We start from the raw sequence: 16783 nt of genomic DNA, 5'->3' as shown, positions 1-16783 counted from the left end.
CTCGCCATCGCTTCGCTCATGAGCGCGAGGTATGCTTGCCGCTGATGCTCGTTCGCCCTTTGACGATGGATTGCCATGCTGCTTCGTACCCGATTCCAGCTTGCCCTCTTGCTGCTGCCCCTCGCCACCAGCCTGATGTTCAGCCTGTATGCGGTGGACCGCGAGATCAGCGGTGAGCGCCTGGCCATGATGGAGCGCCTGCAGGCCAGCATGCAGGCCATCATGCCGGGCATGGCCAACGCCGCCCTCGCCGCTGACGACCAGCGTCTGCATGAGCAGGCCCAGATGCTGATCGACCAGCGCGACGTGCGCGCCCTGACGCTGCGCACCGCCAACGGCGGCGCCCTGTTGCATCTCGGCCCCAGCCAGCGCCCGGAAACCAGCGCGCTGGTCGAGAGTCAGACCTACCCCTCGGACCCGGACTCGCTGGTGATGGTGATGCCGGTCATCGACCCGTGGCGCGAGACACAACGCGGCGAGCAGATGTCGTGGCTGGTGCTGGAGGCCTCCGACACCCGCCTGGTGCTGCACCGCTACCAGCTGCTTGTCGGCTACGGGCTGGCCAACCTGGTCTTCGGACTGGCGCTGCTGCTGCTGGCCTTCCATGGCTCGCGCCGCATGCTGCAGCCGCTGCATGAGCTGGGCGAGGCCATGACCTGTCTGGCGCGCGGCGAGACTCACCGCCAGCTGCCGGTGGCAGGCAATGACGACCTCAGCGAGCTGGCCGAGAACTACAATCGCAGCGTCGAGCAGCTCAAGCGTGCCCGCGAGGACATGCAGGACCAGATCGAACAGACCACCCAGGACCTGCACGAATCAATGGAAACCGTCGAGATCAAGAACATCGAGCTCGACATGGCGCGCCGCAAGGCGTTGGAAGCCAACCGCATCAAGTCGGAATTCCTGGCCAACATGAGCCATGAGATCCGCACGCCGCTCAACGGCATCATCGGCTTCAGCAACCTGCTGGGGCGCAGTGATCTGGACAACCGCCAGCGCGACTGGCTGGGCCACATGCAGAATGCCTCCTCGAGCCTGATGTCATTGATCAATGACATTCTCGACTTCTCCAAGATCGAAGCCGGCAAGCTTGAGCTCGAGAAGGTACAGATGGACATCGAGCCGCTGATCGAGGAAGTGCTCGCCATGCACGCCCCGGAGGCCCATCGCAAGCATCTGCATCTGCTCGGGCTTGTCTATGACGACGTGCCGCAGCGCTTCGAGGGCGACCCGCTGCGCATCAAGCAGGTAGTGACGAATCTGGTCGCCAATGCCGTCAAGTTCACCGAGCGCGGCGAAGTCATCGTGCGCGTGATGGTGGACGACCTGTCCGGCAGCAACACCCGCCTCAAGATCGCGGTGGCAGACACCGGCATCGGCATGGATAGCGCCCAGCGCAATCGTCTGTTCCAGGCCTTCTCGCAGGGAGATCCTTCACGGGCACGCCAGTTCGGCGGCACAGGCCTCGGGCTGATGATCTCCAAGCGACTGGTCGAGCAGATGGGCGGCGAGATCCAGGTCGACAGCCTGCCCGGCCACGGCTCCACCTTCCTGTTCAGCGTCCCCGTAGCGGTCAGCAGCATCGAGGAGCGCCCGCGCGAAGTCGTGTTCGATCATCAACGCATCTGTCTGATCGAGCCACACTCGGCCACCCGTCGCGCCCTGAGTTACCTGCTGACCCGCTGGTCACTGACGCTGGTCGGCATCGAAGAGCAGCCGGACCTGGTGGTAGTCGCGCTGGAGAGCCGTGATCTCAAGCGGCTGGATGAATGGAGCGCGCGTCTCAAGCATCTGCCGTGTCGCGTGCTGGGCCTGTTGAATGCCCCTTTGCCCGCCGACGCCGAGAACCTGCAGCAGTACGGTATCGATGAGGTGGTCAGCAAGCCGGTCACACGCCTGCAGATGCGCCACAAGCTGGCCAATCTGCTGCATTCACCTCACCGCGACCCGACTCAGGCGCCGCGCAGCGACACCTTCACCTCCTTCGAGCCGACCACACGCGAGCAGAACTCAAGCACGGCGCAAGCCGCCAAGCCGACCGCCACGCCTGCCAAGACGCCACCGGCCGGCTCGGGGCCTGAGCTCACCGCACAGCCTGCGAGTCAGGGAACGTCCGCACAGCCTCGCAAGTGCGTGATGGTGGTCGATGACAACCCCTCCAACCGACTGTTGGCCGAGGAGCTGTTGACCGACATGGGGCTGGACACCCTGGCGGCCCAGAGTGGCGAAGAGGCGCTGGCCCTGGCTCAGGAGCAGGTCGTGGATGCCGTCCTGATGGATATCCAGATGCCGGGCATGAACGGACTGGAAGCCACCAAGGCACTGCGTCATCAACAGCGCGAGGGCAACCGTCACCTGCCGGTGATCGCCCTCACCGCCCATGCATTGGCACACGAGCGGCGAGAGCTGCTGGCGGAAGGCATGGATGACTACTTGATCAAGCCCATCGACGAGGGACTGCTGGCCAACCTGCTCAGTCGTCATCTGGGCATTTCGCTGAACCCGCCACCGCAGGCAGCGCGCACGTCCAGCCAATCGCATAGCCCTGCCCGTAGCCAAACGCGCAGCCCTGCTCGCAGTCCGGCGACATCTGCCTTGCCGCCGGGAGTGAAAGACGCTGCCAGCCAGGCCGAGTCCTCGCCGCCGGCAGCGCCGCTGCCCCACTCTGCCGCAAAGCACCAGCTCAGCCTGGAACAGGACGCCGACCTGCCGGTGGTCGACATGGCACTGGGCGTGGAGATGGCCGGTGGCCGCGAGGCCCTGGCGCTGGAGATGCTGGGGCTGTTGATCGAGAGTCTGCCGGAGAGCGAGGCCAGGATCCGTCGCGCCTGGCAGGCGCGTGACAACGAGGCGATGATCGATGGCATGCATTATCTCAACGGCGCCTGCCGCTACTGTGGCGTGCCGCGTCTGGCACTGCTGGTGGAAGCGCTGGAGACCCGCATCCGCGTCAGCGGCCTGTCGCGGCTGGAAGAGGATGTCGAGGCCCTGTTCGCGGCCATCGACAGCCTGATCCAGTGGTCACACAGCGATGAAGCCAAGGCCCTGCTCGCCGCGCCGCTTGAGCCGGCCAGCCCCGCGGGTGAGACGCCTGAGACGCCGACAGCGTCTCCTGTCGAGACCTCCCCCTCGTCCTCCTCCGCGCCCTCGAATGCACCCGCTGAGCCATCCGCCACAGGCTCGTCATCGGTAAACAATCCACAGACAAGCAAGCCACAGACAAGCAAGCCACAGACAAGCGAGCCCCAGCCCAAAAACCAGCGCTGAAAAACCAGTCCTGCACAGACGACAACGCCACCCGCTGCCGCAAGGCAGGGGTGGCGTTGTCGTTGCGAGCGCCGTATTCAGAATAGGCGATTCAGCGCGAGAGCAATGAGGCTAACGCTCCAAGACCACGAAGGCGATGGCCTGATCACGCTCATCACTGATCGACAGGTGCAGATGGCGGATACCCGCCCGCGCGGTTAGGGCTTCCGCCTCGTCAGACAGCTTGAGCGAGGGCTTGCCCAGGGCGTCGTTGACCACCTGAATCTGGGTGAAGCGCATGCCCTGGCGCAGGCCGGTGCCCAGCGCCTTGACGAAGGCTTCCTTGGCCGCGAAACGCTTGGCCAGAAAAGCCGCCGGATGAGAGTGATCGGCAAAGCGCGCCAGCTCCTCTTCCCCCAGCAATCGGCGTGCAAAACGCTCGCCATGGCGTGCCATGCCTGCCTCGAAGCGCTCGATACGCGCGATGTCCGTGCCTATGCCGACGATCATCCGCAGCAGCCTGAGCCCTGCACATGCTCATGGTCATCACCGTGTTCGTGGTCATGGTCATGATCGTGCGCATCCAGCGCGGCCATCAGGCCCGCTTCCTGGCCTGCGATACACAGACGCTTCATCTCGATGACGGCCTCCTTCAGACCGACGAACATGGCGCGCGCGATGATCGCGTGACCGATGTTCAGCTCATTGAGCCCCGAGATACCCGCGATCGCCTCGACGTTGTGATAGTTGAGGCCGTGCCCGGCATTGACCACCAGCCCCAGCTCGTTGGCCAGCTCCGCGGCGGCCGCGATACGCTCGAACTCGACACGCGCCGTCTCGCCCATGGCATCGGCATAGGCACCGGTATGCAGCTCGATGACCGGCGCACCGGCCTCGAAGGCGGCACGGATCTGCTCAGGCTCCGGGTCGATGAACAGCGAGACTTCACAGCCCGCCGCTGCCAGACGCTCACAAGCGGCGGTGATGCGCGCCAGATCACCGGCGACATCCAGCCCGCCTTCAGTGGTCAGCTCTTCGCGCTTTTCCGGCACCAGACACACATTGGCCGGCTGGACTTCCTCGGCCAGCGCCAGCATCTCTTCGCTGATGGCCATCTCGAGGTTCATGCGCGTGTTGAGCACCTCGGCCAGAATGCGCACGTCGCGCTCCTGGATGTGGCGACGATCTTCACGCAGGTGCACGGTGATGCCGTCGGCACCCGCCTCTTCCGCGACCAGCGCGGCCTGGACCGGGTCCGGATAGCGGGTACCACGCGCCTGACGCAGTGTGGCGATGTGGTCGATGTTGACCCCGAGCAGGATGCGCAGCGGATGCATGATCAGCTCCTAACGATGAACAAGAGAACAGGCATGGCGACGAAGGCCATGCCGAAGACATGTCGCGCAATACTATCATGCGTCACCCCGCAGCCGGACAGTGCCGGCACGCCTGATGGAATCAGTCGGACTCGCGACTCTGACGCCGCCTGGCCGTCAGCTGCATCATCAACTCGCGCGAACGCAGCGGACGATCCCCCAGCAGCGGCGCCAGCGCACGCCGCGCCAGCCACAGGCTCTCGCGGGCGAGTCCTGCGTGGCCCCAGTCTTCGCTGGCCAGCAACTTCAGGGCCCGCCCTTCGATGCCCGCGGCGCCTGGCGGCTGCGCCTGAAAGCGTCGTTCACTGACCACATAGTCATAGCGCACGTCCGGCATCAAGGGGCTGTCATCCAGGGCGCGAAACTGTGGCAGTTGCTCCAGCGCTTCCAGCAGGCTGTATTCCAGTCGCCTGAGCGCGGGCGCGCGCCTGGCGGGCAGAGCCACCTCGTCCAACGTCAACGAGTAGAGCGCGAACAGCTCCGGCACCGGCATTTCCACCGGCAGGGTGCGGGTCAAAAGCTCATTGGCGTAGAACCCGCACAGCAGCCCCTCGCCCGCCAGCAGGCTGGCGCTGCCGCCGGTCTCCATCAGGTTGAGGGTCTTGAGATCACTCTCGCCACGCCAGGTGACATGCAGAGGAGTGAACGGTTGAAGGCGCGCCCGCGCCTTGCTACCCGGACGCTGAACGCCGCGCGCCACCGCGCGCACCCGTCCGTGTTCGAGGGTCAGCAATTCGATGATGGCACTGGTTTCACGGTAAGGCTTGCGATGCAGCAGGAAGGCCGGTTGCGGCGTCATCAGGCAGGCTCACGTCAGACGGTGGCTTGGCAAAAAAAGCTGGCAGAAGGACTGACAGAGGGGCTGGCAAGAAACGAGACCGCCTGGACAGGGCCAGGCGGTGCGCGGCAGAGACCGCGAGGACATCGGATCAGCGGCGAGCGGCACACGGCAGTCGCGAACCTTCTGGATCGCCACCACCCGTACCGCTCGCGCGGCATCGTCAGTCCTTGTCGTGGGTGTAACCCAGACTCTTCAGGGCACGCTCGTCATCCGACCAGCCACGCTTGACCTTGACCCACAGGTTCAGCATGACCTTGGCGTCGAAGGCACGCTCCATCTCGAGGCGCGCTTCACGCCCGATGTTCTTGATGCGCTCACCGTTCTCGCCGATCAGGATCTTCTTCTGGCCCTGACGCTCGACCATCATCAGCGCGCTGATGTGCAGGGTGCCGCGCTGATCGGTCTTGAATTCCTCGATCTCGACGGTCATCTGGTAGGGCAGTTCGTCGCCCAGCTGACGCATCACCTTCTCGCGCACCAGCTCGGAGGCCAGGAAGCGAGAGCTCTTGTTGGTGATCTGGTCGTCCGCGAACATGTGCTCGCCCTGCGGCAGACGCTTCATCACGTTCTCGAGCAGCAGATCGATGTTGGTGCCGTTCTTGGCCGACATCGGAATGATGGCCGCGAAGTCGCGACGTTCCTGCAGGCTCTGCAGCCAGGGCGCGAGGGTGGTCTTGTCCTTGAGCCAATCGATCTTGTTGACCACCAGGATCACCGGCGCCTTCACGTGGGCCAGCTTCTCGAGCACGATCTGGTCTTCTTCCATCCAGCGGGTGCGGTCGACGATGAAGACGACGGCATCGACGTCACGCAGCGCCTGGGTGGCGGCCTGGTTCATGAAGCGATTGATCGCCTTGTTGCGATCGCGCTGCATGATGTGGATCCCCGGGGTGTCGACGAAGACACACTGGGTGCCCTCTTCGGTGTGGATACCCATCACCTGGTGACGCGTGGTCTGCGGGCGACGCGAGGTGATCGAGACCTTCTGGCCCAGGATGTGGTTCATCAGCGTCGACTTGCCGACATTCGGGCGACCGACGATGGCGACGAAGCCACAGCGGGTGTCCGGCAGCGGCTGATCGCTGACACCGGCGGCCGCCAGCATGCCCTCGAGCGCATCCGGCGTGCCGGCGCCGTTATCAGTGGAGTGATCAGGGGCGTCGCCGCTCGGGGTGACGTTGTCTTCTGGGGTATGGCTCATGAGCGGCCTCCGCGGGCAGGTTCGAGCAGTTGCAGCGCGAACTCGGCCGCCTGCTGTTCAGCATGACGACGGCTGGAGCCGACGCCTGTGGTCTTGGTGTCGATCATCTCGACGTGGCAATCGACGCTGAAGGTCTGCGAATGCGCTTCGCCTTCGACGCTGGTCACCTCATAACGCGGCAGTGCCGCCTGACGCGATTGCAGGAATTCCTGCAGACGCGTCTTGGGGTCTTTCTGGGTGTCCTGAAGATTCAGCGCTTCAAGACGGGTGGCGTACCAGCGCAGTACGTGTTCACGCGCCACCTGCATGCCGGCGTCCAGGTAGATGGCACCGATCACGGCTTCCACGGCATCGGCCAGAATGGACTCGCGACGGTGACCGCCGCTTTTCATCTCGCCGGAGCCAAGACGCAGGTTCTCGCCGAGATTGAATTCACGCGCCAGCTCCGCGAGGGTCTGACCCTTGACCAGGCGCGCACGCAGGCGTGACAGCTGGCCTTCGCGGGCCTGGGGGAAGCGCAGGAACAGCGCTTCGGCGATCACGAAGTTGACGATGGAATCGCCAAGGAATTCGAGACGCTCATTGTTCTGGCCACCATAGCTTCGATGGGTCAGAGCCAGTTCCAGCAGGCTCGCATCCTCGAAGGTGTGGCCGATACGCTTTACAAAGGCATTCAGCGGGCTACTCACAGGTCTCCCTACTCTCTTTTTGTCGCTGACGCCCGCGGGCGTCCTGTCGAATGGTGCATCAGTCATGCTGGCTGATGCCTGTCGTCTTCGACATGTCTCGCGATGCCCGAAGCCTACGCGGCTTGAGGAGTTGCCGATTGCCACCATCCCAATCCGATATTCGTCAGCCGCGCTGCCCGCAGGCTTGTGGCCGCGGGTCCGACATGATGAACAGCAGGTTGACATGGCAGGCACGACGCATCGTCCCATGTCGAAAATCCGCACTGATGAGGCCGGCGGACCAATGCGGCCCTGCCAGACACGACCGGGCCGCCTCTCGGCGGCCCGGTCAATGCACTGATCAATGAATCAGGCGTACCGAGGAAAAGTCAGGGAACCCTTCTTTCCAGTGCATCCACACCGCCACCGCCTTGCCGACGATGTTCTCTTCCGGCACGAAGCCCCAGTAGCGGCTGTCGTTGGAGTGATCACGATTGTCACCCATCACGAAGTACATGCCTTCCGGCACCCGGACCTCACGCATCTGCGGACCGGGGTCCTGAGGGTTATTGTAGATTTGATGCGCGTGTTTCCCCAGTGTCTCATCCAGCAGGTCTTCACCGGACTGTTCACTGGAGTTGCGCGCATTCAATGTCTTGTCGATGGCCTCACCATTCACGTAGAGCTGCTTGCCCTCATAGCGAATGGTATCGCCCGGCAGGCCGACGACGCGCTTGATGAAGTTGGTGGACGGATCTTCCGGGAAACGGAACACCATCACATCGCCACGCTCCGGCTCGCCGACTTCCAGCACCTTGGTGTCGACCACCGGCAGGCGCAGGCCATAGTCATACTTGTTGACCAGGATGAAGTCGCCGATCTTGAGCGTCGGCAGCATTGAGCCGGACGGGATCTGGAACGGCTCGAACGCGAAGGAGCGCACCACCAGCACCAGCAGCAGCACCGGAAAGAAGGACTTGGCATAGTCCACCGGCCACGGGTCACGAGCCAGCTTCTCACGCGTGCCAGCGTCCAGTTCTCCTTCGACGGAGGCCTCGGCCTTGGCCACACGCGCCTTGCGCGCACTGCGCAGGGCAACCAGGTCTATCAACCACACCACGCCGGCTACCGCTACGGCAATCACCAATACTAGCGAGAAATCCATCGTTGTCCCTGTCTGCCCTGGATCTTGGTGGCAAGCCGCCAGACGGCGGCCTGCCTCAGTCGTTCATCTTGAGCACGGCAAGGAAGGCGTCCTGGGGGATTTCCACCCGGCCGACCTGCTTCATGCGCTTCTTGCCCGCTTTCTGCTTCTCGAGCAGCTTCTTCTTGCGGCTAACGTCGCCGCCGTAACATTTGGCTGTCACGTTCTTGCGCAGCGCCTTGACGGTGGAGCGTGCCACGACCTGCCCACCGACGGCAGCCTGGATCGCCACATCGAACATCTGACGCGGAATCAGCTCTTTCATCTTCTCGACCAGCAGACGGCCGCGACCATGGGCGTGATCACGGTGGATGATCGCCGCCAGTGCATCGACGCGATCGCCGTTGATCAACACGTCCAGACGCACCAGCTTGGCCGCCTCGAAGCGCTCGAAACTGTAATCCAGTGACGCATAGCCCTTGGAAATGGACTTGAGGCGATCGAAGAAGTCCATCACCACTTCTGCCATCGGCAGTTCATAGATCAGCTGGATCTGGCTACCCAGGAACTGCATGTCGAGCTGAACGCCACGACGATTGACGCACTCGGTGATGACGTTGCCGACGTATTCCTGTGGCACGAGGATGGTAGCGCGGCAGATCGGCTCGCGCAGCTCATCGACGTTGGCCATGTCCGGAAGCTTGGAAGGGTTGGACACCGGCAGCACATCGCCGTTGTCCATCAGCACCTCATAGATCACCGTCGGCGCGGTGGTCAGCAGGTCGAGATTGTACTCGCGCTCCAGACGTTCCTGGATGATCTCCATGTGCAGGGTACCGAGGAAACCGACACGGAAACCGAAGCCCAGCGCGTCGGAGTTCTCCGGCTCGTAGTCCAGCGAGGCATCGTTGAGCGCCAGCTTCTGCAGCGCGTCACGGAAGTCCTCGTAGTCATCGGAGCTGATCGGGAACATGCCGGCATAGACCTGCGGCTTGACCTTCTGGAAGCCCGGCAGGCGCTCGACCTTGTCAGCCGTCTTGGTGTGCACGATGGTATCCCCCACCGGCGCGCCCAAGATGTCCTTGATACCGGCGACGATGAAGCCGACCTCGCCGGCGCGCAACACGCCGGTCTCCTTGCGCTTGGGCGTGAAGATACCGATCGCGCCGGTCTCCCAGTCACGGCCAGTGGACTTCAGACGGATCTTCTCACCCTTCTTCAGGGTGCCATCGAAGATACGTACCAGCGAGACGACGCCGAGGTAGTTGTCGAACCAGGAATCGATGATCAGCGCCTGCAGCGGCGCTTCCGGATCTCCCTTGGGGGGCGGAATGTCACGCACCAGACGCTCGAGCAGCGCCTCCATGCCCATGCCGGACTTGGCGGACACCTGACAGGCATCCGTCGCGTCCAGACCGATGATCTCCTCGATCTCCTGGGAGACCTTCTCCGGGTCCGCCTGCGGCAGATCCATCTTGTTGAGGACCGGCAGCACCTCGAGGCCCTGCTCGATGGCGGTGTAGCAGTTGGCCACCGACTGGGCTTCGACACCCTGGCCGGCATCGACCACCAGCAACGCCCCTTCACAGGCATACAGCGAGCGCGAGACTTCATAGGAGAAGTCGACGTGCCCCGGTGTATCGATGAAGTTCAGCTGATAGGTGTTGCCATCGTCAGCGTGATAGTCGAGGGTCACCGACTGCGCCTTGATGGTGATGCCGCGCTCACGCTCGATGTCCATCGAGTCAAGCACCTGCTCCTTGAGCTCACGGTCGCTCAAGCCTTCGCACAGCTGGATGATGCGGTCAGCCAGCGTGGACTTGCCGTGGTCGATGTGGGCGATGATTGAGAAGTTGCGGATATGCTTCAAGGACGGCGGCGTTACGCGTTCGGTCATGGATCACTGCTCTGTATTTGTGCCCGTCTCCGTGAAAATCACACGGCCAACACGGGAGACGACGGAAATCGAATTGCACGCATTGTACAGTCCGACCACAAGCGATGATAGAAGGCGTTGCCTTTTGCGCCCGTCCGAGTCCTATCACAGCTCGCCTGAACTCGGGTGAACGCAGGACCGCCCGGTAGCAGACGGGGCGCACAGTCGCCCGTACGCCCCGTCTGCTACCGGAGTGACCGCCTACATGCCGGTGGCGGTCACCTTCTGTTGCCTGCGCGCTCGTCAATCCAGTCCTCGTCACTATTCCCAGACGCTGGCTGGATCACTTGTCGCTGTCGGCACGCATGCGCAGTGCGATGTACAACGGGCGACCGTTGCGCACCAGGCGCAGCGAGACCGGACGGTTGGTCGGGAGCTTGGCGACCACATCGCGCAACGCCTGCACGCTGGTCAACGGCTGCTGGTTGAGCTCGACCAGCACATCGCCAGCGCTGATGCCTGCCTCGGCAGCCACGCCCTGCGGGTCGACTTCCATCACGCGCACCCCGTGATCGAGATTGAGCTCGTTCAAGCTGGCCTTGTCGAGCTCTGTCACCGCAACACCCAGCCCCTGCTTGTCATCACTGGCCTTGCCGGCATGCGCCTGCTCACTGCCCGGCCAATGGCCGACCTTGGCAGTCAACGTCTGACTCTTGCCATCGCGCAGGATGGAGAGCTTGAGCGAATCGCCCGGCGAGCTGGCACCGACCATGCGTGGCAGGTAAGCCGAGCTCTCGACCGCCTTGCCATCGACGTCGGTGATGATGTCACCACTCTTGAGGCCAGCAGCGGCAGCAGGGCCATCCGGATCAAGATCGGCGATCAGCGCACCACGCGCACGGTCCAGCCCGAAGGATTCGGCCAGATCCTTGGAGACCGGCTGAATGACGACGCCCAGCCAGCCGCGGTCCACGCGCCCATCGGTCTTGAGCTTGTCGGCGACATCCATCGCCACATTGATCGGAATCGCGAAGCTCACGCCCATGAAGCCGCCAGAGCGGGTATAGATCTGGGAATTGATGCCCACCACATCGCCATCGAGATCGAACAGCGGCCCACCGGAGTTGCCCGGGTTGATCGCCACATCCGTCTGGATGAACGGCACATAGGCGTCCGACGGCAGGGTGCGATCGATGGCGCTGACGATGCCGGCGGTGACGGAATGATCGAAGCCGAACGGTGAGCCGATCGCGGCCACCCATTCACCGACTTCCAGCGCATCGCTGTCGCCCATCGGCAAGGTCGGCAGGTCTTCCGCCTTGACCTTGAGCAGCGCGATATCGGTCTTCTTGTCCTCACCGACTACCTGCGCCTTGAGTTCGCGACGATCATTGAGGCGCACCATCACCTCATCGGCACCGTCGATGACATGGGCATTGGTCATGATGTAGCCATCATCGGAGATGATGAAGCCAGACCCGAGACTGGAGCGCTTCTCGATACCCCCGCGGCCCGGGCCGGGCAGCTGATCACCGAAGAAGCGCTTGAAGAATTCGGGCATCTCTTCGCCATTGGGCCCTCGGAACACCGGCCCCGAGCTGCGCTGGATCTCGGTGGTGGTCGCGATATTGACCACCGCGGGCGCCGAGTCCTTGACCAGCTGGGTGAAGTCGGGCAATTCACGAGCCTGGACCAGCTGGGAGCCCATCAGGGCAGCCATGGCCAGAGCAGGTACCATCAGGCGGGAAAGGGATTTCATCAGTGCGGCTCCTGGTACGTCCTGTCATCACTTGTTATCAGGCGTGCAATCACGCAACTACTGACGATGGCAGCGTCACATCGCTGGCGGCGTCCTTCTCATTGACGTCGAAGCGTCGTTGAAGTTCAGCGATTGGTGCCGCGTTGGACGCAACCATGCGTCGCCAACATCCGACAGGTACCGATGCCAGCCCGATGCAGGCTGACGACGCCACCTGCCGACTACGCAAGTCATTTCCCTATCTACCGGGAGAATCGATTACCGCTATCACTTGAGCACGTCATCATTTGAGCACGACGACTACAGCGCCTTGATCGCCATCGCATCCATGCCGAGACGACGCATCAAGCGCGGTCGATAGAGCGCCTGGCGCTCAGGGCGCGCGGCATGCCAGCGCACGGCCATCAGGCCCGCCGCCAACGAGAGCGCGAAGCCCAACGGCACCGCCAGGGTGCCGGCGCCCGCCAGCTGCTCGGCCACGATCCCCCCCAGCATGCCGCTGACCAGCGGCAGGCCATACAGCAGGCCCGCACTGCGCAGAAACGCCGACTCATCGATGCCGATCACCACCCGCTCGCCCACCATCGGCAAGTCTTCGCCTGCCGGCACATGGATCAGCACGCGATGCGGCTTGCGACGGGAAAACTGGCTCAACAGGCCGCTGCCACAGCTACTGCGTGCATTGCAGGCACCACAGGTGGAGCGACGCTGGGTCTCGACCCAGACGCCTTCCTTGCCATGCCCCGTGACCTGCCCCTCTTCCTGCATCATCTTGCTGACTCCTGCAAAAACTCGCCGCGCACTGGCGACACATACGCGTAGAATAGCGTCATTCACGGCGGCACTTCACGCGCCTCAGGCCCGACAAGCGCCCACGATACCATCAACAGGAGCCCGCATGAGCGACGCCCCCCATCCACTTCCCGCCTGGACCCGCTGCACGGCGTCACCCTCAAGGCACTGCTGACCTGGCTGGTGGACCACTACGGCTTCGAGACCCTGGGCGAGCTGATTCCCATCAACTGCTTCCTCAGCGACCCGAGCATCAACTCGAGCCTCAAGTTCCTGCGCCGCACGCCCTGGGCACGCGCCAAGGTCGAGGCGCTCTACATCCAGACGGCAGATCGCTATCTGCATGACTGAGGCCGAGCGTGGTCACACCGGCGAGTGACGGCGCTGGCCGGACGCGACCAGCTCATGTGGGCGCAACTAGGATATACAGACAAGAAAAGAGGGGCAGCCATTGGCTGCCCCTCTTTTCTTGTCCATCCCTGCTGCTTTCCTCTGGCTTGGCAATGACGCCAGCGCAAGCCAGTCATCCAGAAAATGTTACTGGGCAACATCCTGCAGGCTGATCCACTCACTGCGCTCCGGCACCGGGCCACGCGAGGAATGCTGGCTCAGGTAGGCCTCGAGCAGACGACGCTGGGCGAGATCCGCCGCGGCGACATTGCTGGACGACATGCCGGAGTCGTAGCTGCCATTCTGCGGCGCCATGAACATCGGGCGCGAGCTGGAGGGCGTCACGCCGACCTGCATCAAGCCGCTGTTGGTGCCGGGCTGTACCCACTGAGACGCCTCGGCATTCACCGACGGCTGGCTGACCTGACGTACGGTACCGCCCTGGATGGCTGAACCGCCCTGATTGGCGGAAGAACCACTGGCAAGCTCTGCACCGCTGTTCACGCCGCCGGGCACCCCATTGTCACCGCCATTGAAGACCTGCACGCCGGTGATCACCATCACCGCCACGCCTGCCGCGATGGCCGCGGAACCGGCAAAGGAGAACAGGCTGCGACGCTCGGCCACGGGCGGTGCGCTCGCAGGAGCCTCGCGAGAGATCAGCTCTACCTCAGCGCTGACCGCCGACGCGATATCCAGAGTGAAGGTGCTTTCCCGCTCACGATGCATGGCACTGCGCGCAAGGTGATAGCGGCGCCAGGTGTCTGCAGCCTCAGGAGACTCATCGAGCCCCTTGAGGACACGACGCAGATCCAGCTCGTCACCCTCCGCATCCATCAGCGCGGACAGCGACTCCTTCACGGATTCGGTGGTCTTCAGATTCATGCGTAAATACCCTCACACTCGTCAGATTGAACGACGACTTCAATCTGCTCTCCTGGCAACAAATGGCGTCATTCACCATGGCGGCTGATGGCCCGAGCAGACCAACGGCAAACAGCGTTACTGCGCCGTGGAAGAGGGGCTTTCGCGCCCTGCCCCTCGCCACTCGCCTTCCAGCGCTCATGCACGCAGTCGCTGAGCTACATGACTACTGAACAATAAGAACACGCGCTGCACGGATTGTTCCGCCATTCATTCAGAAAACATTCACTTTAGATGCAAGATTTCGCCAAGCCACTGAGTTGATTGGATTTAATCAACAAGATTTTTGTGGCTCTTCTCTCACAGGGGCGACGCAGAACAGCGACGTCACTCGACGGCAGACGCCGCCGAGGCGGGACTGACCAGCCCCTGAATCGCCTTGTCGACCGCTTCACGTGCCCGGAAGATACGCGAACGTACCGTGCCCACCGGGCACTGCATCACTTCGGCGATATCCTCATAGGACAGACCATCGAACTCGCGCAGCGTGATGGCAGTGCGCAGATCTTCGGGCAGCTTCTCGATGGCCTCGAATACGACCCTCTCCAGCTCATCACGCGCCATGGCAGCTTCCGGCGTCTCGATGTCCGACAGGCGACCGGATTGATCAACCACCTCGGCATCGCCGACATCCATGTCGGTGCCGGGCGGACGACGGCCACGCGAGACCAGATGATTCTTGGCCGTATTGATGGCGATCCGGTACATCCAGGTGTAGAAGGCGCTCTCGGCCCGGAAGTTGGGCAACGCACGATAGGCCTTGATGAAGGCTTCCTGGGCGACATCCTGAACTTCTGAATGATCGTGTACGTAACGGCTGATCAGGCCGAGAATCTTGTGCTGATATTTCCTGACCAGCAGATCAAAGGCGCGGTTATCCCCTTTCTGGGCGCGCTCGACCAACTGCTGGTCCGTTTCATTGACACTCATTCACTCGCTCCCTCCGCGGGAGTGGAGGCACCGCTTGCGGACTCCACATCAGGAATCCCCGGGGCATCAGCACCTGACAGGAATTGCGACTCGCGCATGCGTTATCCGGCCCCTTTGATATTCGTTGTGATGGATGCGATGCCTGGCGCGGGGCGAAAAAGCGCCCGGCGGCCCGCTGACGCGACCAAAATCAACGCACAGTGTTCCTGTTTATCATTTGTACGGCAAGACGCCATGCCGTCAAAGCCTCAGGTTTTGCGTGTTCACTCCCGTCATGACAGCGTTTGGCGACGCTGACACGTCAAAGCGTAACGATTTCTTTACGATTTACGCTCATCTTGATTCACACGAGCCTCAAGTCAGCGCCAGTCAACTTGACAGTTGATTAAATTTGACCCAAGGACGCTGACAAGCCGGCATGCAGCAGATACCATGGGCGTCATTCAGTACGCACAACACGGATGGCGGGCGCAAAGACGCCCGTCTGACTCTGCCAGCCGCCATGCAGACCGCACACCGCTCAGGACACTGTCATGTCAGAACAACACGTCAACAACCTCAACGTCCTGTCTCAGGACGTGCTGATCACCCCCGAAGCGCTCAAGCAGGACATCCCGCTGACCGCCAAGGCCGAAGAGACCGTCATCGAAGGCCGTCGCACCATCCAGCGCATTCTGGACGGTGAAGACCCGCGCCTGCTGGTCGTGGTCGGCCCCTGCTCCATCCATGACCTGGACGCCGCCCGTGATTACGCGCGCCGCCTGAAGGTGCTGGCCGAAGAAGTGAAGGACAGCCTCTATATCGTGATGCGCGTCTACTTCGAGAAGCCGCGTACCACCGTCGGCTGGAAAGGCCTGATCAACGACCCGCACCTCAATGACACCTTCGAGATCGAGGAAGGCCTGCACATCGCGCGCGGCCTGCTGGTCGAGCTGGCCGAGATGGGCCTGCCGCTGGCCACCGAAGCCCTCGACCCGATCTCTCCGCAGTACCTGCAGGACTGCATCAGCTGGTCCGCCATCGGCGCCCGCACCACCGAATCCCAGACCCACCGCGAGATGGCCTCTGGCCTGTCGTGCCCGGTCGGCTTCAAGAACGGCACCGATGGCTCGCTGGATGTCGCCGTCAATGCCCTGCAGTCCGTGTCCCACGGCCATAACTTCTTGGGCATCAACCAGGCCGGCCAGGTCGCGATCATCCGCACCCGTGGCAACGCCTACGGCCACGTCGTGCTGCGTGGCGGCAACGGCAAGCCGAACTACGACAGCGTCAGCGTCGCGCTGGCCGAGCAGGAACTGGCCAAGGCCGGCGTCACCGCCAACTTGATGGTCGACTGCTCCCACGCCAACTCCAACAAGGACCCGGGCCTGCAGCCGCTGGTGCTGGAGAACGTCACCCAGCAGATCCTCGAGGGCAATCGCTCCATCATGGGCCTGATGGTCGAGTCGCACATCAACTGGGGCGCACAGAAGATCAATGCCGACCGCAGCAAGATGGAATACGGCGTTTCCATCACCGATGCCTGCATCGACTGGGCGACCACCGAAGACACCTTCAAGACCATGGACGCCAAGCTCAAGGACGCACTGCGCGCTCGCCTCCAGCAGCCTGCCGAAGCCTGAGCCAGAAGCCTGAG

Annotated in this window: 14 protein-coding genes; 3 read left to right on the top strand and 11 right to left on the bottom strand. The window is 62.9% G+C overall.

All coding sequences use genetic code 11. The features are described from left to right. The first annotated feature begins 75 nt into the window (after positions 1 to 75). Entirely contained in the window at positions 76 to 3267 is a 3192-nt protein-coding gene (locus tag AC5WNI_RS04720) for a response regulator (protein ID WP_495928843.1), read from the top strand. A gap of 111 nt (positions 3268 to 3378) precedes the next feature. Here AC5WNI_RS04720 and acpS read toward each other — a convergent pair whose 3' ends face one another. From acpS to AC5WNI_RS04675, 9 genes are all read right to left on the bottom strand, one after another. Continuing rightward, the gene (acpS, locus tag AC5WNI_RS04715) at positions 3379 to 3756 is read right to left on the bottom strand and encodes a holo-ACP synthase (protein ID WP_175088172.1); all 378 of its coding nucleotides are present in this window, start codon (positions 3754 to 3756) and stop codon (positions 3379 to 3381) included. Beyond that, complete coding sequence (pdxJ, locus tag AC5WNI_RS04710; RefSeq protein ID WP_495928842.1) at positions 3753 to 4583, bottom strand: pyridoxine 5'-phosphate synthase; 831 nt, start codon at positions 4581 to 4583, stop codon at positions 3753 to 3755. The genes acpS and pdxJ overlap by 4 nt, the downstream gene beginning before the upstream one ends. A gap of 121 nt (positions 4584 to 4704) precedes the next feature. Beyond that, entirely contained in the window at positions 4705 to 5421 is a 717-nt protein-coding gene (gene recO, locus AC5WNI_RS04705; RefSeq protein ID WP_175088174.1) for a DNA repair protein RecO, read from the bottom strand. Positions 5422 to 5623: 202 nt separating this feature from the next. Beyond that, complete coding sequence (era, locus tag AC5WNI_RS04700) at positions 5624 to 6568, bottom strand: GTPase Era (protein WP_052384345.1); 945 nt, start codon at positions 6566 to 6568, stop codon at positions 5624 to 5626. 92 nt (positions 6569 to 6660) lie between these two features. Then, positions 6661 to 7353 carry a ribonuclease III gene (gene rnc, locus AC5WNI_RS04695; protein ID WP_043331866.1) on the bottom strand — a complete coding sequence of 231 codons (693 nt, stop codon included), beginning with the start codon at positions 7351 to 7353 and terminating at the stop codon, positions 6661 to 6663. A gap of 340 nt (positions 7354 to 7693) precedes the next feature. Continuing rightward, positions 7694 to 8497 carry a signal peptidase I gene (lepB, locus tag AC5WNI_RS04690; protein ID WP_175088175.1) on the bottom strand — a complete coding sequence of 268 codons (804 nt, stop codon included), beginning with the start codon at positions 8495 to 8497 and terminating at the stop codon, positions 7694 to 7696. Positions 8498 to 8552: 55 nt separating this feature from the next. Beyond that, positions 8553 to 10373, bottom strand: coding sequence for a translation elongation factor 4 (gene lepA, locus AC5WNI_RS04685; RefSeq protein ID WP_175088176.1), 1821 nt, complete (start codon positions 10371 to 10373; stop codon positions 8553 to 8555). Positions 10374 to 10695: 322 nt separating this feature from the next. After that, positions 10696 to 12111 carry a DegQ family serine endoprotease gene (locus AC5WNI_RS04680; protein WP_175088177.1) on the bottom strand — a complete coding sequence of 472 codons (1416 nt, stop codon included), beginning with the start codon at positions 12109 to 12111 and terminating at the stop codon, positions 10696 to 10698. Between the two features lie 300 nt (positions 12112 to 12411). Next, the gene (locus AC5WNI_RS04675; protein ID WP_052384327.1) at positions 12412 to 12882 is read right to left on the bottom strand and encodes a SoxR reducing system RseC family protein; all 471 of its coding nucleotides are present in this window, start codon (positions 12880 to 12882) and stop codon (positions 12412 to 12414) included. Positions 12883 to 12942: 60 nt separating this feature from the next. On the opposite strand from AC5WNI_RS04675, the gene AC5WNI_RS04670 reads away from it, so the two are divergent. Next, complete coding sequence (locus tag AC5WNI_RS04670) at positions 12943 to 13254, top strand: VF530 family protein (protein WP_495929164.1); 312 nt, start codon at positions 12943 to 12945, stop codon at positions 13252 to 13254. A 186-nt stretch (positions 13255 to 13440) separates the two neighbouring features. Here the strand turns inward: AC5WNI_RS04670 and AC5WNI_RS04665 are convergent, their stop codons facing one another. Together AC5WNI_RS04665 and rpoE are read right to left on the bottom strand one after the other, a co-directional pair. Continuing rightward, positions 13441 to 14178 (bottom strand): sigma-E factor negative regulatory protein, encoded by a 738-nt coding sequence (locus AC5WNI_RS04665; RefSeq protein WP_175088178.1) that lies wholly within the window; start codon positions 14176 to 14178, stop codon positions 13441 to 13443. 366 nt (positions 14179 to 14544) lie between these two features. After that, complete coding sequence (rpoE, locus tag AC5WNI_RS04660; RefSeq protein WP_175088179.1) at positions 14545 to 15147, bottom strand: RNA polymerase sigma factor RpoE; 603 nt, start codon at positions 15145 to 15147, stop codon at positions 14545 to 14547. Between the two features lie 533 nt (positions 15148 to 15680). Between rpoE and AC5WNI_RS04655 the strand changes: the two genes are divergently transcribed. Continuing rightward, the gene (locus tag AC5WNI_RS04655) at positions 15681 to 16769 is read left to right on the top strand and encodes a 3-deoxy-7-phosphoheptulonate synthase (protein WP_285460192.1); all 1089 of its coding nucleotides are present in this window, start codon (positions 15681 to 15683) and stop codon (positions 16767 to 16769) included. Positions 16770 to 16783 lie beyond the last annotated feature (14 nt).

The sequence above is a fragment of the Cobetia sp. PDI-12MA genome (assembly GCF_059507695.1).
This window is presented reverse-complemented; position numbering and strand designations above follow the sequence as displayed.

Excerpts from the sequence above, each read along its gene's own strand:
- lepB (WP_175088175.1), bottom strand. The coding sequence starts at position 8,497 with ATGGATTTCTCGCTAGTATTGGTGATTGCCGTAGCGGTAGCCGGCGTG.
- acpS (WP_175088172.1), bottom strand. The coding sequence starts at position 3,756 with ATGATCGTCGGCATAGGCACGGACATCGCGCGTATCGAGCGCTTCGAG.
- AC5WNI_RS04675 (WP_052384327.1), bottom strand. The coding sequence starts at position 12,882 with ATGATGCAGGAAGAGGGGCAGGTCACGGGGCATGGCAAGGAAGGCGTC.
- pdxJ (WP_495928842.1), bottom strand. The coding sequence starts at position 4,583 with ATGCATCCGCTGCGCATCCTGCTCGGGGTCAACATCGACCACATCGCC.
- AC5WNI_RS04680 (WP_175088177.1), bottom strand. The coding sequence starts at position 12,111 with ATGAAATCCCTTTCCCGCCTGATGGTACCTGCTCTGGCCATGGCTGCC.
- AC5WNI_RS04720 (WP_495928843.1), top strand. The coding sequence starts at position 76 with ATGCTGCTTCGTACCCGATTCCAGCTTGCCCTCTTGCTGCTGCCCCTC.
- rpoE (WP_175088179.1), bottom strand. The coding sequence starts at position 15,147 with ATGAGTGTCAATGAAACGGACCAGCAGTTGGTCGAGCGCGCCCAGAAA.
- recO (WP_175088174.1), bottom strand. The coding sequence starts at position 5,421 with ATGACGCCGCAACCGGCCTTCCTGCTGCATCGCAAGCCTTACCGTGAA.
- AC5WNI_RS04655 (WP_285460192.1), top strand. The coding sequence starts at position 15,681 with ATGTCAGAACAACACGTCAACAACCTCAACGTCCTGTCTCAGGACGTG.
- era (WP_052384345.1), bottom strand. The coding sequence starts at position 6,568 with ATGCTGGCGGCCGCCGGTGTCAGCGATCAGCCGCTGCCGGACACCCGC.
- lepA (WP_175088176.1), bottom strand. The coding sequence starts at position 10,373 with ATGACCGAACGCGTAACGCCGCCGTCCTTGAAGCATATCCGCAACTTC.
- AC5WNI_RS04665 (WP_175088178.1), bottom strand. The coding sequence starts at position 14,178 with ATGAATCTGAAGACCACCGAATCCGTGAAGGAGTCGCTGTCCGCGCTG.